This window comes from Rathayibacter sp. Leaf299, from assembly GCF_001423055.1.
GTDB classification, from domain to species: domain Bacteria; phylum Actinomycetota; class Actinomycetes; order Actinomycetales; family Microbacteriaceae; genus Rathayibacter; species Rathayibacter caricis.
In genome coordinates this window covers 119,038-133,029 of record NZ_LMNT01000003.1, presented here as the reverse complement: position 1 = coordinate 133,029, position 13,992 = coordinate 119,038, and the positions used below count along the sequence as shown (strand labels likewise).

Sequence of the window (13,992 nt, the reverse complement as noted above, 5' to 3'; positions counted from 1 at the left end):
CGGGCCGGGCCCGGGACGCCGACATCGCTACGACAGTAGCAGCAGGCCGGAAGTCTTCTCGCGGGCCTTCTCGAAGCGCGCGGACACGTCCGCCCAGTTCACGATGTTCCAGAAAGCCTTGACGTAATCGGCCTTCACGTTGACGTAGTCGAGGTAGAAGGCGTGCTCCCACATGTCCAGGAGCAGCACCGGCACGGTGGCGGCGGCGAGGTTGCCCTGGTGGTCGTAGAGCTGCTCGATGATGAGCTTCTCGCCCAGCGAGTCCCAGGCGAGGATCGACCAGCCGGACCCCTGGATGCCGAGGGCCGAGGCGGTGAAGTGCGCGCGGAACTTGTCGAAGGACCCGAAGGAGTCGTCGATCGCCGCGGCGAGCTCTCCGGCGGGCTTGTCGCCTCCGTCGGGAGAGAGGTTGTTCCAGAAGACCGTGTGGTTCACGTGACCGGCGAGGTTGAACGCGAGGTCCTTCTGCAGCTTGTTCACGTTCGCGAGGTTGTCGCTGTCGCGAGCGTCCTGGAGCGCGGCGAGGGCGGTGTTGGCGCCCGTCACGTAGGTGGCGTGGTGCTTGTCGTGGTGGAGCTCCATGATCCGCCCACTGATGTTCGGCTCGAGGGCCGAGTAGTCGTAGGGCAGTTCGGCGAGCGTGTAGTCAGCCATTCGCAATCTCCTGTTCGTGATCGTCGATCTCGAGAGGTCGGCCGGCCTCGATCCGTCTCCTCACGGGGAGGAGGACGGGCGCCGGCGGCGACCTGAGCGACCCACCCAGTCTAGTGACGAGGGCCCTTCGCACTCGGAGTCCCTCCGCCGTTCAACCAGGAGACACTCAGCGTTCGCGCACCGGTCTCAGCCGGTCACAGGTCCTGGAGCTCCGGGGGGAGGTTCGCGTCGGTGCCCGGGATGTCGAGCTCCGAGGCGCGCTTGTCGGCCATCGCCAGGAGGCGCCGGATGCGTCCGGCGACGGCGTCCTTGGTCATGGGCGGATCGGCGTGGTGACCCAGCTCGTCCAGGCTCGCGTCGCGGTGGGACAGGCGGAGACGACCCGCGTAGCGCAGGTGCTCGGGGATGTCGTCGCCGAGGATCTCCATCGCGCGCTCGACGCGGGCGCAGGCGGCGACGGCGGCCTGCGCCGAGCGGCGGAGGTTCGCGTCGTCGAAGTTGACGAGCCGGTTCGCCGTCGCCCTGACCTCGCGGCGCTGGCGCAGCTCCTCCCAGCTGGCGACCGTCGCGGTCGCTCCCATGAGGGTCAGCATCGCGCTGATGCTCTCCCCGTCGCGGACGACCACGCGGTGCACGCCGCGGACCTCGCGCGACTTCGCCTGCACGCCGAGGCGGCCGGCCGCTCCGACGATCGCCATGGCGGCCTCGTTCCCGGGGCAGACGATCTCGAGCGCGGCGGAGCGTCCGGGATCGGTGAGCGTGCCCTGCGCGAGGAAGGCCCCGCGCCAGACCGCCGCGAGCTCCTCGCGGGATCCGGTGGTCAGGCGGTTGGGCAGCCCGCGCACGGGGCGCCCGCGCTGGTCGAGCAGTCCGGTCTGGCGGGCGAGGGTGTCTCCGCCCTCGACCACGCGCACCAGCCAGCTGGTCGTTCGGCGCGAGCCGCCGGCCGAGACGATGCTGCCCTCACTGCGGACCCCGTAGAGCTCGGCGAGGTCGCGGCGGACGCGGGTCGCGAGAGGCGCGGAGTCGAGCTCCACCTCCACCGCGAGCCGGTTCGAGATGATGTGCAGTCCTCCGGAGAAGCGGAGGACGGTCGCCAGTTCAGCGGCGCGGACGGTGTTCTTGCGCGAGACGATCGCGACCAGTTCGCCCTTGACGTCTGCGGTGAGGGCCACGGAGTCTTCCTTACGTCGGGTGCGCGGCGGAGCGCGCGGGGATCATTCTCGGCCGAGGTCGCGGTGCGCCACGTTGACGGCGACTCCGGGGAGCTCGGCCAGCCGGGCCGCGACGCGGCCGGCGATGGCGACAGAGCGGTGCTTCCCGCCCGTGCATCCGACCGCGATGGTCGCGTGACGCTTGTTCTCGCGCTGGTAGCCGTCGAGGACCGGGCGGAGCGCGCGCGAGTAGGAGTCGATGAACTCCTCCGCGCCCTGCTGGGCCAGCACGTATTCTCGCACCTCTTCGTCGAGCCCCGTGTGCGGTCGCAGCTCGGGGATCCAGTAGGGGTTGGGGAGGAAGCGCGCGTCGGCGACCATGTCGGCGTCGGTGGGCAGTCCGTACTTGAAGCCGAAGCTCATCACCGTGACCTGCAGGCCGGCGCGACCCGCCTCGGCGAAGCGCTCGGTGATCGAGGTCGCCAGCTGGTGGATGTTGAGGTCGGAGGTGTCGATGACGATGTCGGCCGACTCCCGCAGCTGCGCCAGCCGCGTCCGCTCGGCCGAGATGCCGTCGAGGAGCGTGCCGCGGCCCTGCAGCGGGTGCGGGCGGCGGACCTGCTCGAAGCGGCGGACGAGCGCCGCATCCGTCGCCTCGAGGAACACGACCCGCAGATCGACCCCGGCTCGCAGCTCCCGGACGATCTCGCCGAGGTCGGCGAAGAAGTCGCGCCCGCGGACGTCGACGACCGCGGCGATCTTGGGCAGGGTGTCGCCCGCGCGCTGAGCGAGGTCGACGAGCGGCCGGAGCATCTGCGGCGGCAGGTTGTCGACGACGTACCAGCCCAGGTCCTCCAGGGCGTTCGCGGCCGTCGATCGGCCTGCGCCGGACATCCCCGTGACGATCAGCACGTCCTGCTGCTCGCTCTCCGTGCTCATGGTGTCTCCGTGCTCGTGTGTGAAGTGTCGGGCCCCGGTGGACGGGCGCCCGGAGGTCCAGCCTAGGGTGTGCGCCCTGCGAGGCCGCCCCTCAGGGGTGGAGGTGGGAGTGGATCGCGGCAGCCAGGGTGGGGCCGATGCCCTTGACCTCGGCGATCTCGGCATCGCTCGCGTCGCGCAGTCGAGCGACCGAGCCGAAGTGCTTCAGCAAGTCGCGGACGCGGGTGCCGCCGAGGCCCGGGACCTCGCTCAGCTGCGAGGAGATGTCGCGCTTGCGGCGCTGCCGCTGGTGCGTGATGGCGAAGCGGTGGGCCTCATCGCGGATCCTCTGGAAGAGGAAGAGCGCGTCGCTGTTGCGCGGGAGGATCACGGGGAAGTCGGAGTCGGGGAGCCAGATCTCCTCCAGCCGCTTCGCGATGCCGCACAGCGTGATGCCCGTGACTCCGGACTCGTCGAGCGCCCGCTGGGCGGCGGCGACCTGCGGCTGACCGCCGTCGACGATCAGCAGGTTCGGCGGGTAGGCGAACTTGCGCCGCTTCGCCTCCCCCGTCTCGGGATCGACGGCGGCCGGCTCGACCGGCTCCTTCAGGTAGGCGAGACGGCGCGTGAGCACCTGGTGCAGCGACTCCGTGTCGTCCGTCGAGTCGGCGATGGAGAAGCGGCGGTACTGGTCCTTCCGGGCCAGCCCGTCCTCGAACACGACCATCGAGGCGACGATGTTCGTACCGCTGAGGTGCGAGACGTCGTAGCACTCCATCCGCAGCGGCGCCTCCTCCATGCCGAGGGCGTCGCGGATGTCCTCCAGCGCCTGGGTGCGCGCGGTGAAGTCGGCGGAGCGCCGGGTCTTGTAGAGCATGAGCGAGTGACCGGCGTTCTGCGTCGCCGTCTCGAGCAGCGCGGCCTTGTCGCCGCGCTGGGCGGCACGGAGCTTGACGTTCGCGCCGCGCAGGCCGCTCAGCCACTCCTCGAGCGCCTCGTGATCCTCGGGCAGCTCGGGCACGACGACCTCGCGCGGAGGGATGTCGCCCGTCTCGTACGCGGCCTGGAGCGCGGTGTCGACGAGCTCGGCGGTGCTCATGTCGAGCTCCTTGTCGACCACCCAGCCGCGCTCGCCGCGGATCCGCCCACCGCGCACGCGGAACTGCTGGACCGAGGCCGCGAGCTCGTCGTGGACGATCGCGTAGAGGTCGACGTCGACGTTGTCCTTCAGCACGACGGCGCTCTTGGCGAGCACGGCGTCGAGTGCGGCGGCCTGGTCGCGCAGCTTCGCCGCGCGCTCGTACTGGAAATCGGCTGCGGCCTCGCGCATCTCCTTCTCGAGCTCGCCGATCATCCGGCGGTCGTGGCTCCCCATGAAGGCGACGAAGCGATCGACCATCGCGCGGTGCTCGGCGAAGGTGACCCGGTGCGAGCACGGTCCGCCGCAGCGACCGATCTGCGAGGCGAAGCAGGGCTTGCCGCTCTGCATCGCGCGCTTGTAGTTCGAGTCGTTGCAGGTCCTGATCGGGAACGCCTTGATCATCAGGTCGATCGTCTCGTGGATCGCCCAGATCTTGGGGTAGGGCCCGAAGTAACGGGCGCCGCGGATCTTGGCGTTGCGCGTCACCATCACCCGGGGCGCCTCGTCGCCGAGGGTCACCGCCATGTAGGGGTAGGACTTGTCGTCGCGGAACTTGACGTTGAAGGGCGGGTCGAACTCGTTGATCCAGGTGAACTCGAGCTGCAGCGCCTCGACGTCCGTGCCGACGACGGTCCACTCGACGCCGGACGCCGAGGTGACCATCCGCCGGGTGCGCTCGTGGAGCGACGGGAGCGGCGCGAAGTAGTTGCTCAGCCGGGCGCGGAGGTTCTTGGCCTTGCCCACGTAGAGCACCCGGCCCCGGGCGTCCTTGAAGCGGTAGACGCCCGGGAGGGTCGGGATCTCGCCGGCCTTGGGCCGGTAGTCGACGGTCTGCGTCATGCCTCGGTCTGTCCGTCCGCCCCGGTCACTCGAGGATCTCGGCGAGGAACGAGCCGGTGTGGCTCTCGGATACCTTCGCGACCTTCTCGGGAGTGCCGATGGCGACGACCTGGCCGCCGCCCGCACCGCCCTCGGGTCCCATGTCGATCAGCCAGTCGGCCGACTTGATGACATCCAGGTTGTGCTCGATCGTGATGACCGTGTTGCCCTTGTCGACGAGGCCGTTCAGCACGAGGAGGAGCTTGCGGACGTCCTCGAAGTGCAGACCGGTGGTCGGCTCGTCGAGCACGTAGACGCTCCGCCCGTTGGAGCGGCGCTGCAGCTCGGTGGCGAGCTTCACGCGCTGGGCCTCGCCGCCCGAGAGGGTGGTGGCACTCTGTCCGAGCCGGACGTAGCCGAGACCGACGTCGACCAGGGTCTTCAGGAAGCGGTGGATCGCCGTGATCGGCTCGAAGAACTCGGCCGCCTCGGCGATCGGCATGTCGAGGACCTCGGCGATGTTCTTGCCCTTGTAGTGCACCGTGAGGGTGTCGCGGTTGTACCGCGCTCCCCCGCACACCTCGCAGGAGACGTAGACGTCCGGCAGGAAGTTCATCTCGATCTTGATCGTGCCGTCGCCCGAGCACGCCTCGCAGCGGCCGCCCTTGACGTTGAAGCTGAACCGGCCCGGCAGGTATCCGCGGGCCTTCGCCTCGGTCGTCTCGGCGAAGAGGTTGCGGATGCGGTCGAAGACGCCCGTGTAGGTCGCCGGGTTGGAGCGCGGGGTGCGGCCGATCGGGTTCTGGTCGACGTGCACGACCTTGTCGAGGTTCTCGAGCCCGGTGACGCGGGTGTGCTTGCCCGGCACCTTGCGGGCGCCGTTGAGCTGGTTGGCGAGCACCCGGTAGAGGATGTCGTTCACCAGCGTGCTCTTGCCCGAGCCCGAGACGCCGGTCACCGCGACGAAGGCGCCGAGCGGGAACTCGACGTCGACCTTCTGCAGATTGTTCGCCGAGGCGCCGACCACCTTGATGACGCGCTTGCGGTCGATCTTGCGGCGCTTCTTCGGCACCTCGATCGACTTGCGCCCCGAGACGTAGTCGCCCGTGAGCGAGTGGGTGTTCTCGAGCAGCTCCTCGTAGGACCCGGAGTGCACGACCTTGCCGCCGTTCACGCCCGCGCCGGGGCCGATGTCGACGATCCAGTCGGCGGTGCGGATGGTGTCCTCGTCGTGCTCGACCACGATCAGGGTGTTGCCGAGGTCGCGCAGCTTGATCAGGGTGTCGATGAGGCGGCGGTTGTCGCGCTGGTGCAGGCCGATGCTCGGCTCGTCGAGGACGTAGAGCACGCCGGTCAGTCCGGAGCCGATCTGCGTCGCGAGACGGATGCGCTGGGCCTCACCGCCCGAGAGTGATCCCGCGGCGCGCGAGAGGTTGAGGTAGTTCAGCCCGACCTCGATCAGGAAGTCGAGGCGGGCCTTGATCTCGCGGAGCACCTGCGCGGCGATGTGCGCCTCGCGATCGGTCAGCTCCAGCTTGCCCATGAACTCCTGCGCGTCGCCGAGGCTGAGGTCGGCGACGTCGGCGATGCTCGCCCCGTGCACGAGGACGGCGAGCACCTCGGGCTTCAGCCGCGAGCCCTTGCAGACGGGGCAGGCCACCTCGCGGAGGAACTCGGCCCAGCGCGAGCGCTGCACGTCGGTCTCGGCTTGGACGTACTGGCGCTCGATGTAGGGCACGACGCCCTCGAACCCGGAGGTGTAGCTCATCTCGCGGCCGTAGCGGTTCTTCCACTTGACCTTGACCTCGAAGTTGTCGCCGTGGAGCACGGCCTGCTGCACCTCGGAGCTGAGGCGCTTCCACGGGGTGGACAGCGAGAAGCCGAGGTCGCGGGAGAGGCCGTCCAGGAGCTTCTCGTAGTACTGGAAGAGGCCCTTGCCCTGGGTGGTCCACGGGATGATGACGCCCTCGGCGATGCTGAGGTCGGGGTCGCCGAGCAGGAGCTCGTCATCGACCGACATGCGCGTGCCGAGGCCGGAGCACTCGGGGCAGGCGCCGAACGGCGCGTTGAACGAGAAGGTGCGCGGCTCGATCTCGGTCAGCGAGATCGGGTGGTTGTTGGGGCAGGACAGCTTCTCGGAGTAGGTGGTCCAGGCGCCGTCGCCCTCGCCGTCGACGAAGTTGATCTGCACGATGCCGTCGGTGAGGCGGAGCGCCGTCTCGAGCGAGTCGGTCAGGCGTCCGAGGATGTCGGGCCCCGCGACGAGGCGGTCCACGACCACCGAGATGTCGTGCTTGAACTGCTTCTTGAGCGTCGGCGGCTCGCTCAGCTGGATCAGCTTGCCGTCGACCATGGCGCGGGAGTAGCCGCCCGCGGTCAGCTCCTTGAAGAGGTCGACGAACTCGCCCTTCTTCTGCGAGACGACGGGGCTGAGGATCTGGTAGCGCGTGCCGGCGTCGAGCTCCATCAGCTGATCGGCGATCTGCTGGACGGTCTGGGCCGAGATCTTCTCGCCGCAGACGGGGCAGTGCGGGACTCCGATGCGCGCCCAGAGCAGGCGCATGTAGTCGAAGATCTCGGTGATCGTGCCGACGGTCGACCGCGGGTTGCGGTTGGTCGACTTCTGGTCGATCGACACGGCGGGGCTGAGGCCCTCGATGAAGTCGACGTCGGGTCGGTCGACCTGCCCGAGGAACTGGCGGGCGTAGGCCGAGAGCGACTCGACGTAGCGGCGCTGCCCCTCCGCGAAGATCGTGTCGAACGCGAGCGAGGACTTGCCCGACCCGGACAGGCCCGTGAACACGACCATGGAGTCGCGCGGGATCTCGAGATCGACGTCCTGCAGGTTGTGCACCCGGGCGCCGCTCACCACCAGCTTCGAGACTGAGTCGTCGAGCTGGGAGACGAACCGGTGGGGGTGGTGGGAGTGCTCGGAGGGAGCGGGAGCAGGGTCTTTGACAGCGTTCGAGATCGACACCTCGAAAGTGTATGCGGAGCCACCGACATCGCCGGCGGGCGTTCGCTGGGCGCTGATCCGGCCCCTCCGAGCTTGCGGATCAGGTCAGGTGACCGGCCTTCTCCATCTGCCGCAGCTCCCTCTTGAGCTCGGACACCTCGTCGCGCAGGCGCGCTGCGAGCTCGAACTTGAGCTCGCCCGCCGCCTGCAGCATCTGCCCGTTGAGGTCGCCGATGATCGCCTCGAGGTCGTTGCCGCCGTTGGCGGCGAGACCCTGACGGCGCAGGTTCGGAGTGGGGCTCTTCTTCTTCGCGTCGCGACCCGCGAGCAGCTTCGCCGTGTCGGCGCCCTCCCTGGCGAGCACCTCGGTGATGTCGGCGATCTTCTTCCGCAGCGGGGTCGGATCGATGCCGTGCTCGAGGTTGTAGGCCACCTGCTTCTCGCGGCGGCGATCGGTCTCGTCGATCGCGAGCCGCATCGAGTCCGTCACCTTGTCGGCGTACATGTGCACCTCGCCGGACACGTTGCGGGCCGCGCGGCCGATGGTCTGGATGAGCGAGGTGGACGAGCGGAGGAAGCCCTCCTTGTCGGCGTCGAGGATCGCGACCAGCGAGACCTCGGGGAGATCGAGGCCCTCGCGGAGCAGGTTGATGCCGACGAGGACGTCGTAGACGCCGGCGCGGAGCTCGGACAGCAGCTCCACCCGGCGGAGGGTGTCGACGTCGGAGTGCAGGTAGCGCACCCGCACGCCCGCCTCGGTGAGGAAGTCGGTGAGCTCCTCGGCCATCCTCTTGGTCAAGGTCGTGACCAGGATCCGCTCGTCGCGCTCGGTGCGGCGCTTGATCTCCTCGAGGAGGTCGTCGATCTGGCCCTTGGTCGGCTTGACGACGATCTCGGGATCGATGAGTCCGGTGGGGCGGATGATCTGCTCGACGATGCCGTCGGCGATGCCCATCTCGTAGCGGCCCGGGGTCGCCGACAGGTAGACCGTCTGGCCCACGCGCTCCTTGAACTCCTCCCACTTCAGCGGGCGGTTGTCCATCGCGGACGGGAGGCGGAAGCCGTGCTCGACGAGGGTTCGCTTGCGCGAGGCGTCGCCCTCGTACATCGCGCCGATCTGCGGCACGGTGACGTGCGACTCGTCGATGACCACGAGGAAGTCGTCCGGGAAGTAGTCGAGCAGGCAGTGCGGAGCCTCGCCGGACTCGCGGCCGTCGATGTGGCGCGAGTAGTTCTCGATGCCGGAGCAGAAGCCGATCTGCTGCATCATCTCCAGGTCGAAGGTGGTGCGCATCCGCAGGCGCTGCGCCTCGAGCAGCTTGTTCTGCTTCTCGAGGTCGGAGAGGCGCACCTCGAGCTCCTGCTGGATCGTGTCGATCGCCCGGTGCATGACGTCCTGGCTGGCGACGTAGTGCGAGCCGGGGAACACCGAGACGGAGTCGAGCTTGCGGACGATGTCGCCGGTGAGCGGGTGCAGCGTGTACAGCGCCTCGATCTCGTCGCCGAACATCTCGATGCGGATCGCGAGCTCCTCGTACATCGGGATGATCTCGATCGTGTCGCCGCGGACGCGGAAGGTCCCGCGGGCGAAGTCGACGTCGTTGCGCGCGTACTGCATCGACACGAACTTGCGGATCAACCGGTCGCGGTCCACACGCTGCCCCACCTGCAGGGCGACCATCGCCTCGAGGTACTGCTCGGGCTGGCCCAGACCGTAGATGCACGAGACCGTCGACACCACGATGACATCGCGCCGGCTGAGCAGCGAGTTGGTGGTGGAGTGCCGCAGGCGCTCGACCTCGGCGTTGACCGAGCTGTCCTTCTCGATGAAGGTGTCGGTCTGCGGGACGTAGGCCTCGGGCTGGTAGTAGTCGTAGTACGAGACGAAGTACTCGACGGCGTTGTTCGGGAACAGCTCGCGGAACTCGTTCGCGAGCTGCGCGGCCAGGGTCTTGTTGTGCGCCAGCACGAGAGTGGGCCGCTGCACCGCCTCCACCAGCCAGGCGGTCGTCGCGGACTTGCCGGTGCCGGTCGCGCCGAGGAGCACCACGTCGGTCTCGCCGGCGGTGATGCGGGCGCTCAGATCGGCGATGGCGCGGGGCTGATCGCCGCTCGGCTTGTATTCGCTGACGACCTCGAACGGGTGCACGGCACGGGTGGGCTCCATGACTCGAAGCGTAGCCGCGACCACCGACACCGGAGGCGGCGTGCGCTGGCGGCGAACGGTCCCGCTTCAGCCCTTGCCAGCGACCATCAGCGTCCCCGGCTCAGCTCAGCCCACAGCGCGTCCGCCCGGGCCAGCGTCTGCTCGAGCGTTCCGCTCGAGTCCAGGACGCGGTCGGCCAGAGCCAGCCGCTCCTCGTCGCTCGCCTGGGAGGTGACGCGGGCGCGCGCCTCCGTCTCGCTGAGGCCCCTGAGGGTGACGAGCCTCTCGATGCGGACGTCCTGCGGGGCGTGCACAACCACGACCTCGTCGAACTCGCCGACGCCGCGCCCCTCGGCGAGCAGCGGCACGTCGTACACGACGACCGCGTGCGGGTCGGCTTCGGCGGCCGCGGCGAAGAGCCGCTGCGACCGGGTCGTGACCGCGGGATGCGTGATCGCATTGAGGTCCGCGCGCGCCTGAGCGTCCGAGAAGATCAGTGCTCCGAGCGCGGCGCGGTCGAGGGTGCCGTCCTTCCGGAGCATCGAGGCGCCGAAGCGCTCGGCGATCGCGCCGAGGGCGGGCTCGCCCGGCTCGACGACCTCGCGGGCGAGGCGGTCCGCGTCGACGACGACCGCCCCGTGCTCGGCGAGACGGCGGGCGACGGTCGACTTCCCCGAGGCGATGCCTCCGGTCAGGGCTACGAGATGCACGCCGCCACCCTACCCAGCGCCCCCGGGAACGCCGAACGGCCGGCCCCCGAGGGGACCGGCCGTTCGTGGTGTGCACTCGATCAGTTGTTCGAGGACAGCTTCTCGCGCAGTGCGGCGAGCGACTCGTCGTCGGCGAGGGTGCCGCCGGTGGTCGACTCGTTGGTGAAGCCGCCGCCGACCGAGACGCCCTCGGAGACGGTGGCCGCCTCCTCCTGCGACTTGGCGACCTGGGCCTTGTGGGCCTCCCAGCGAGCCTGAGCAGCGGCGTACTCCTGCTCCCAGGCCTCGCGCTGGGACTCGAAGCCCTCGCGCCACTCGTTGGTCTCCGGGTCGAAGCCCTCGGGGTACTTGTAGTTCCCCTGGTCGTCGTACTCGGTGGCCATGCCGTAGAGGGCCGGGTCGAACTCGGTGCCCTCGGGGTCGACGTTCTCGTTCGCCTGCTTGAGCGAGAGCGAGATGCGACGGCGGTCGAGGTCGATGTCGATGACCTTGACGAACACCTCTTCACCGACGGACACGACCTGCTCCGCGAGCTCGACGTGCTTGCCCGACAGCTCGGAGATGTGGACGAGGCCCTCGATGCCGTCCGCGACGCGGACGAACGCACCGAACGGCACCAGCTTCGTGACCTTGCCCGGGGCGACCTGACCGATCGCGTGGGTGCGGGCGAAGACCTGCCACGGGTCCTCCTGGGTCGCCTTGAGCGAGAGCGACACGCGCTCGCGGTCGAGGTCGACCTCGAGGATCTCGACGGTGACCTCCTGGCCCACCTCGACGACCTCGGAGGCGTGCTCGATGTGCTTCCAGGAGAGCTCGGAGACGTGGACGAGACCGTCGACTCCGCCGAGGTCGACGAACGCACCGAAGTTGACGATCGAGGACACGACGCCCTTGCGGACCTGACCCTTGTGCAGGTTGTTCAGGAACGTGGTGCGGCTCTCGGACTGGGTCTGCTCGAGGAGCGCACGGCGCGACAGGACCACGTTGTTGCGGTTCTTGTCGAGCTCGAGGATCTTCGCCTCGATCTCCTGGCCGAGGTACGGGGTGAGGTCGCGGACGCGGCGCAGCTCGATGAGCGAGGCCGGGAGGAAGCCGCGGAGGCCGATGTCGACGATGAGCCCGCCCTTGACGACCTCGATGACCGAACCGGTGACGACACCGTCGGACTCCTTGATCTTCTCGACGTCGCCCCACGCGCGCTCGTACTGCGCACGCTTCTTCGAGAGGATCAGGCGACCCTCCTTGTCCTCCTTCTGCAGGACGAGGGCTTCGACGCTGTCGCCCACGTTGACGACCTCGGAGGGGTCGACGTCGTGCTTGATGGAGAGTTCGCGCGAGGGGATGACGCCCTCGGTCTTGTAGCCGACGTCGAGGAGGACCTCGTCGCGGTCGATCTTCACGACGGTGCCTTCGATGAGGTCTCCGTCGTTGAAGAACTTCAGAGTCTTTTCGACCGCGGCAAGAAAGTCTTCAGCAGACCCGATGTCGTTGATCGCGACCTGCTTGGCTGCCTTTTCGGTCGTTGCGGTTGTCATTAAGGGATGCTCCAGGATGGATGGGTATCGGGCGGCGGGCACCGGCGCGACTGGCGACGCGACCGAGTGGTGACCACCGCGGTGTGTGAGGGGATGTGCCGTCGGCCGGAGGCGGCTCCGAACGCCACCGGGCCGTGACCCGGGGCCTCTTCGCTCGCCGTGGCACGGCGGCGCCACAAACGTGACGGTCAAGACTATCGAACCCGGGAGCGCAGTGGCAATCGTCCGCGGTTCCGCTCGGAGCGATCCGGGAGACGGAGCGGTGCCGCGTCAGGAGGCGAGACTCGCGCGGAGCGTGTCGAGGCCCACTCCCCCGAGGTCGAGGGCCCGCCGGTGGAACGCCGCGAGCGAGAAGGACGCCCCCTCGCGGGCCGCCGCGTCGTCGCGCAGCTGCTCCCAGATCCGCTGGCCGACCTTGTAGGACGGCGCCTGCCCCGGCCAGCCGAGGTAGCGGTTGACCTCGAAGCGGATGAAGGCGTCGTCCATGTTCACGTTCCGTCTCATGAAGGCGAGGGCGGAGTCCGCGGACCAGATCTCGTCCGTCCCCGGCATCCGCTTGCCCAGGTGCACGCCGATGTCGAGCACGACGCGCGCGGCGCGCATCCGCTGGCCGTCGAGCATGCCGAGACGGTCGGCCGGGTCGTCGAGGTAGCCGAAGCCCTCCATCAGCCGCTCGGCGTAGAGGGCCCAGCCCTCGGCGTGGCCCGAGCTCCCGGCCAGCTGGCGACGCCAGGTGTTCAGGCTCGCCCGGTTGTACACGGCCTGGCCCACCTGCAGGTGGTGTCCGGGGACGCCCTCGTGGTAGACGGTGGTCAGCTCGCGCCAGGTCGCGAACTCGGTCACGCCGTCGGGGACGGACCACCACATGCGTCCAGGGCGGGCGAAGTCGTCGCTGGGGCCGGTGTAGTAGATCCCGCCCTCGTGGGTGGGCGCGATCAGGCACTCGAGCGCGAGGAGCTCGTCCGGGATGTCGAACGCCGTGCCGGCCAGCTCGCGGACGGCGCGATCGCTGGTCTCCTGCATCCAGCGCTGCAGAGCCTCGACACCGTGCAGCGTGCGGGAGGGATCGGCCTCGAGGTGCGCGATCGCCTCGGCGACCGAGGCGCCGGGGAGGATCTCGCGGGCGACGGCCTCCTGCTCCGCCGTCATCCGGGCGAGCTCCTCGATCCCCCACTCGTAGGTCTCGTCCAGGTCGACCGCCGCGCCGAGGAAGCGGCGCGACTGCAGCGCGTAGTGCTCGCGACCGACGGCGTCCTGCTCGGTCGCGGCGGGTGCGAGCTCGCTGCGGAGGAAGCGCTCGAGCTCGCCGTAGGCGGCGGCGGCGCGCCTCGCACCGTCCTCGAGCCGACCGGCGAGCGAGGCGGGCAGGGAACCCTCTGCCGGCGCCGCGTCAGCGGCGAGCTCGGCGAAGAAGCCGCGGGGTGCCGCGATCTTCGCGGCCTGCTCCGCGACGAGGCCGACCTGGCGTCGCGCGGGGACCACTCCCCTGCGGATGCCCTCGCGGAGGGTCTCGGCGTACCCGGTGAGCGCAGCCGGCAGTGCGTGGAGCCGCTCGGCGACGTCCTCCCAGTCGCCGACCGCGGCGGTCGGCATCAGGTCGAAGACGTCGCGCAACTCCTGCGCGGGCGACGCGATGACGTTCAGATCGCGGAACGGGAGGCCGGCCTCGTGCGCGTCGAGGGTCAGGCGGAGCTCGGCGCCGAGATCGGCGACCGTGACGCGGTCGACGTCGTCCACCGGCTCCGCGGCCTCGAGATCGGCCAGCGCCGCGGCGGTCGCGCCGCGCGCACGCTCGAGACCGACCGGGGACAGATCGGCGAGCCCGCCGCCGGACCGGCCGAGCCAGGTCCCGACGGTGGGATCGAGCTCGACGAGGGTGTCGACCCAGCGCTCGGCGACCTGGTCGACGGACGTGGGCTCGCGGGGGGTGACGGTCATGCTGCGAGCCTAGCCACGACC

The 13,992-nt window shown here is 69.5% G+C and carries 9 protein-coding genes; all 9 read right to left on the bottom strand.

Features of this window, described 5'->3' with window-relative positions; genetic code table 11:
- Positions 1 to 27: 27 nt before the first annotated feature.
- Positions 28 to 654: a superoxide dismutase gene (locus ASF48_RS12225; RefSeq protein WP_055791950.1), complete on the bottom strand. Its 627-nt coding sequence runs from the start codon at positions 652 to 654 to the stop codon at positions 28 to 30.
- Positions 655 to 848: 194 nt separating this feature from the next.
- Complete coding sequence (whiA, locus tag ASF48_RS12220) at positions 849 to 1,829, bottom strand: DNA-binding protein WhiA (RefSeq protein ID WP_055791947.1); 981 nt, start codon at positions 1,827 to 1,829, stop codon at positions 849 to 851.
- Positions 1,830 to 1,871: 42 nt separating this feature from the next.
- Positions 1,872 to 2,747: an RNase adapter RapZ gene (rapZ, locus tag ASF48_RS12215; protein ID WP_055791934.1), complete on the bottom strand. Its 876-nt coding sequence runs from the start codon at positions 2,745 to 2,747 to the stop codon at positions 1,872 to 1,874.
- A 91-nt stretch (positions 2,748 to 2,838) separates the two neighbouring features.
- Positions 2,839 to 4,707 (bottom strand): excinuclease ABC subunit UvrC, encoded by a 1,869-nt coding sequence (gene uvrC / locus ASF48_RS12210; RefSeq protein WP_055791932.1) that lies wholly within the window; start codon positions 4,705 to 4,707, stop codon positions 2,839 to 2,841.
- 25 nt (positions 4,708 to 4,732) lie between these two features.
- Positions 4,733 to 7,561 (bottom strand): excinuclease ABC subunit UvrA, encoded by a 2,829-nt coding sequence (uvrA, locus tag ASF48_RS12205; RefSeq protein ID WP_055793096.1) that lies wholly within the window; start codon positions 7,559 to 7,561, stop codon positions 4,733 to 4,735.
- Positions 7,562 to 7,742: 181 nt separating this feature from the next.
- Positions 7,743 to 9,809: an excinuclease ABC subunit UvrB gene (gene uvrB / locus ASF48_RS12200; protein ID WP_055791929.1), complete on the bottom strand. Its 2,067-nt coding sequence runs from the start codon at positions 9,807 to 9,809 to the stop codon at positions 7,743 to 7,745.
- An 86-nt stretch (positions 9,810 to 9,895) separates the two neighbouring features.
- Positions 9,896 to 10,498 carry a dephospho-CoA kinase gene (gene coaE / locus ASF48_RS12195; protein ID WP_055791926.1) on the bottom strand — a complete coding sequence of 201 codons (603 nt, stop codon included), beginning with the start codon at positions 10,496 to 10,498 and terminating at the stop codon, positions 9,896 to 9,898.
- An 80-nt stretch (positions 10,499 to 10,578) separates the two neighbouring features.
- Positions 10,579 to 12,033 carry a 30S ribosomal protein S1 gene (gene rpsA, locus ASF48_RS12190; RefSeq protein ID WP_055791923.1) on the bottom strand — a complete coding sequence of 485 codons (1,455 nt, stop codon included), beginning with the start codon at positions 12,031 to 12,033 and terminating at the stop codon, positions 10,579 to 10,581.
- Positions 12,034 to 12,303: 270 nt separating this feature from the next.
- Positions 12,304 to 13,971, bottom strand: coding sequence for a DUF885 domain-containing protein (locus ASF48_RS12185; RefSeq protein WP_055791920.1), 1,668 nt, complete (start codon positions 13,969 to 13,971; stop codon positions 12,304 to 12,306).
- Between the last annotated feature and the right edge of the window lie 21 nt (positions 13,972 to 13,992).

Excerpts from the sequence above, each read along its gene's own strand:
- uvrB (WP_055791929.1), bottom strand. The coding sequence starts at position 9,809 with ATGGAGCCCACCCGTGCCGTGCACCCGTTCGAGGTCGTCAGCGAATAC.
- rpsA (WP_055791923.1), bottom strand. The coding sequence starts at position 12,033 with ATGACAACCGCAACGACCGAAAAGGCAGCCAAGCAGGTCGCGATCAAC.
- uvrC (WP_055791932.1), bottom strand. The coding sequence starts at position 4,707 with ATGACGCAGACCGTCGACTACCGGCCCAAGGCCGGCGAGATCCCGACC.
- ASF48_RS12185 (WP_055791920.1), bottom strand. The coding sequence starts at position 13,971 with ATGACCGTCACCCCCCGCGAGCCCACGTCCGTCGACCAGGTCGCCGAG.
- rapZ (WP_055791934.1), bottom strand. The coding sequence starts at position 2,747 with ATGAGCACGGAGAGCGAGCAGCAGGACGTGCTGATCGTCACGGGGATG.
- ASF48_RS12225 (WP_055791950.1), bottom strand. The coding sequence starts at position 654 with ATGGCTGACTACACGCTCGCCGAACTGCCCTACGACTACTCGGCCCTC.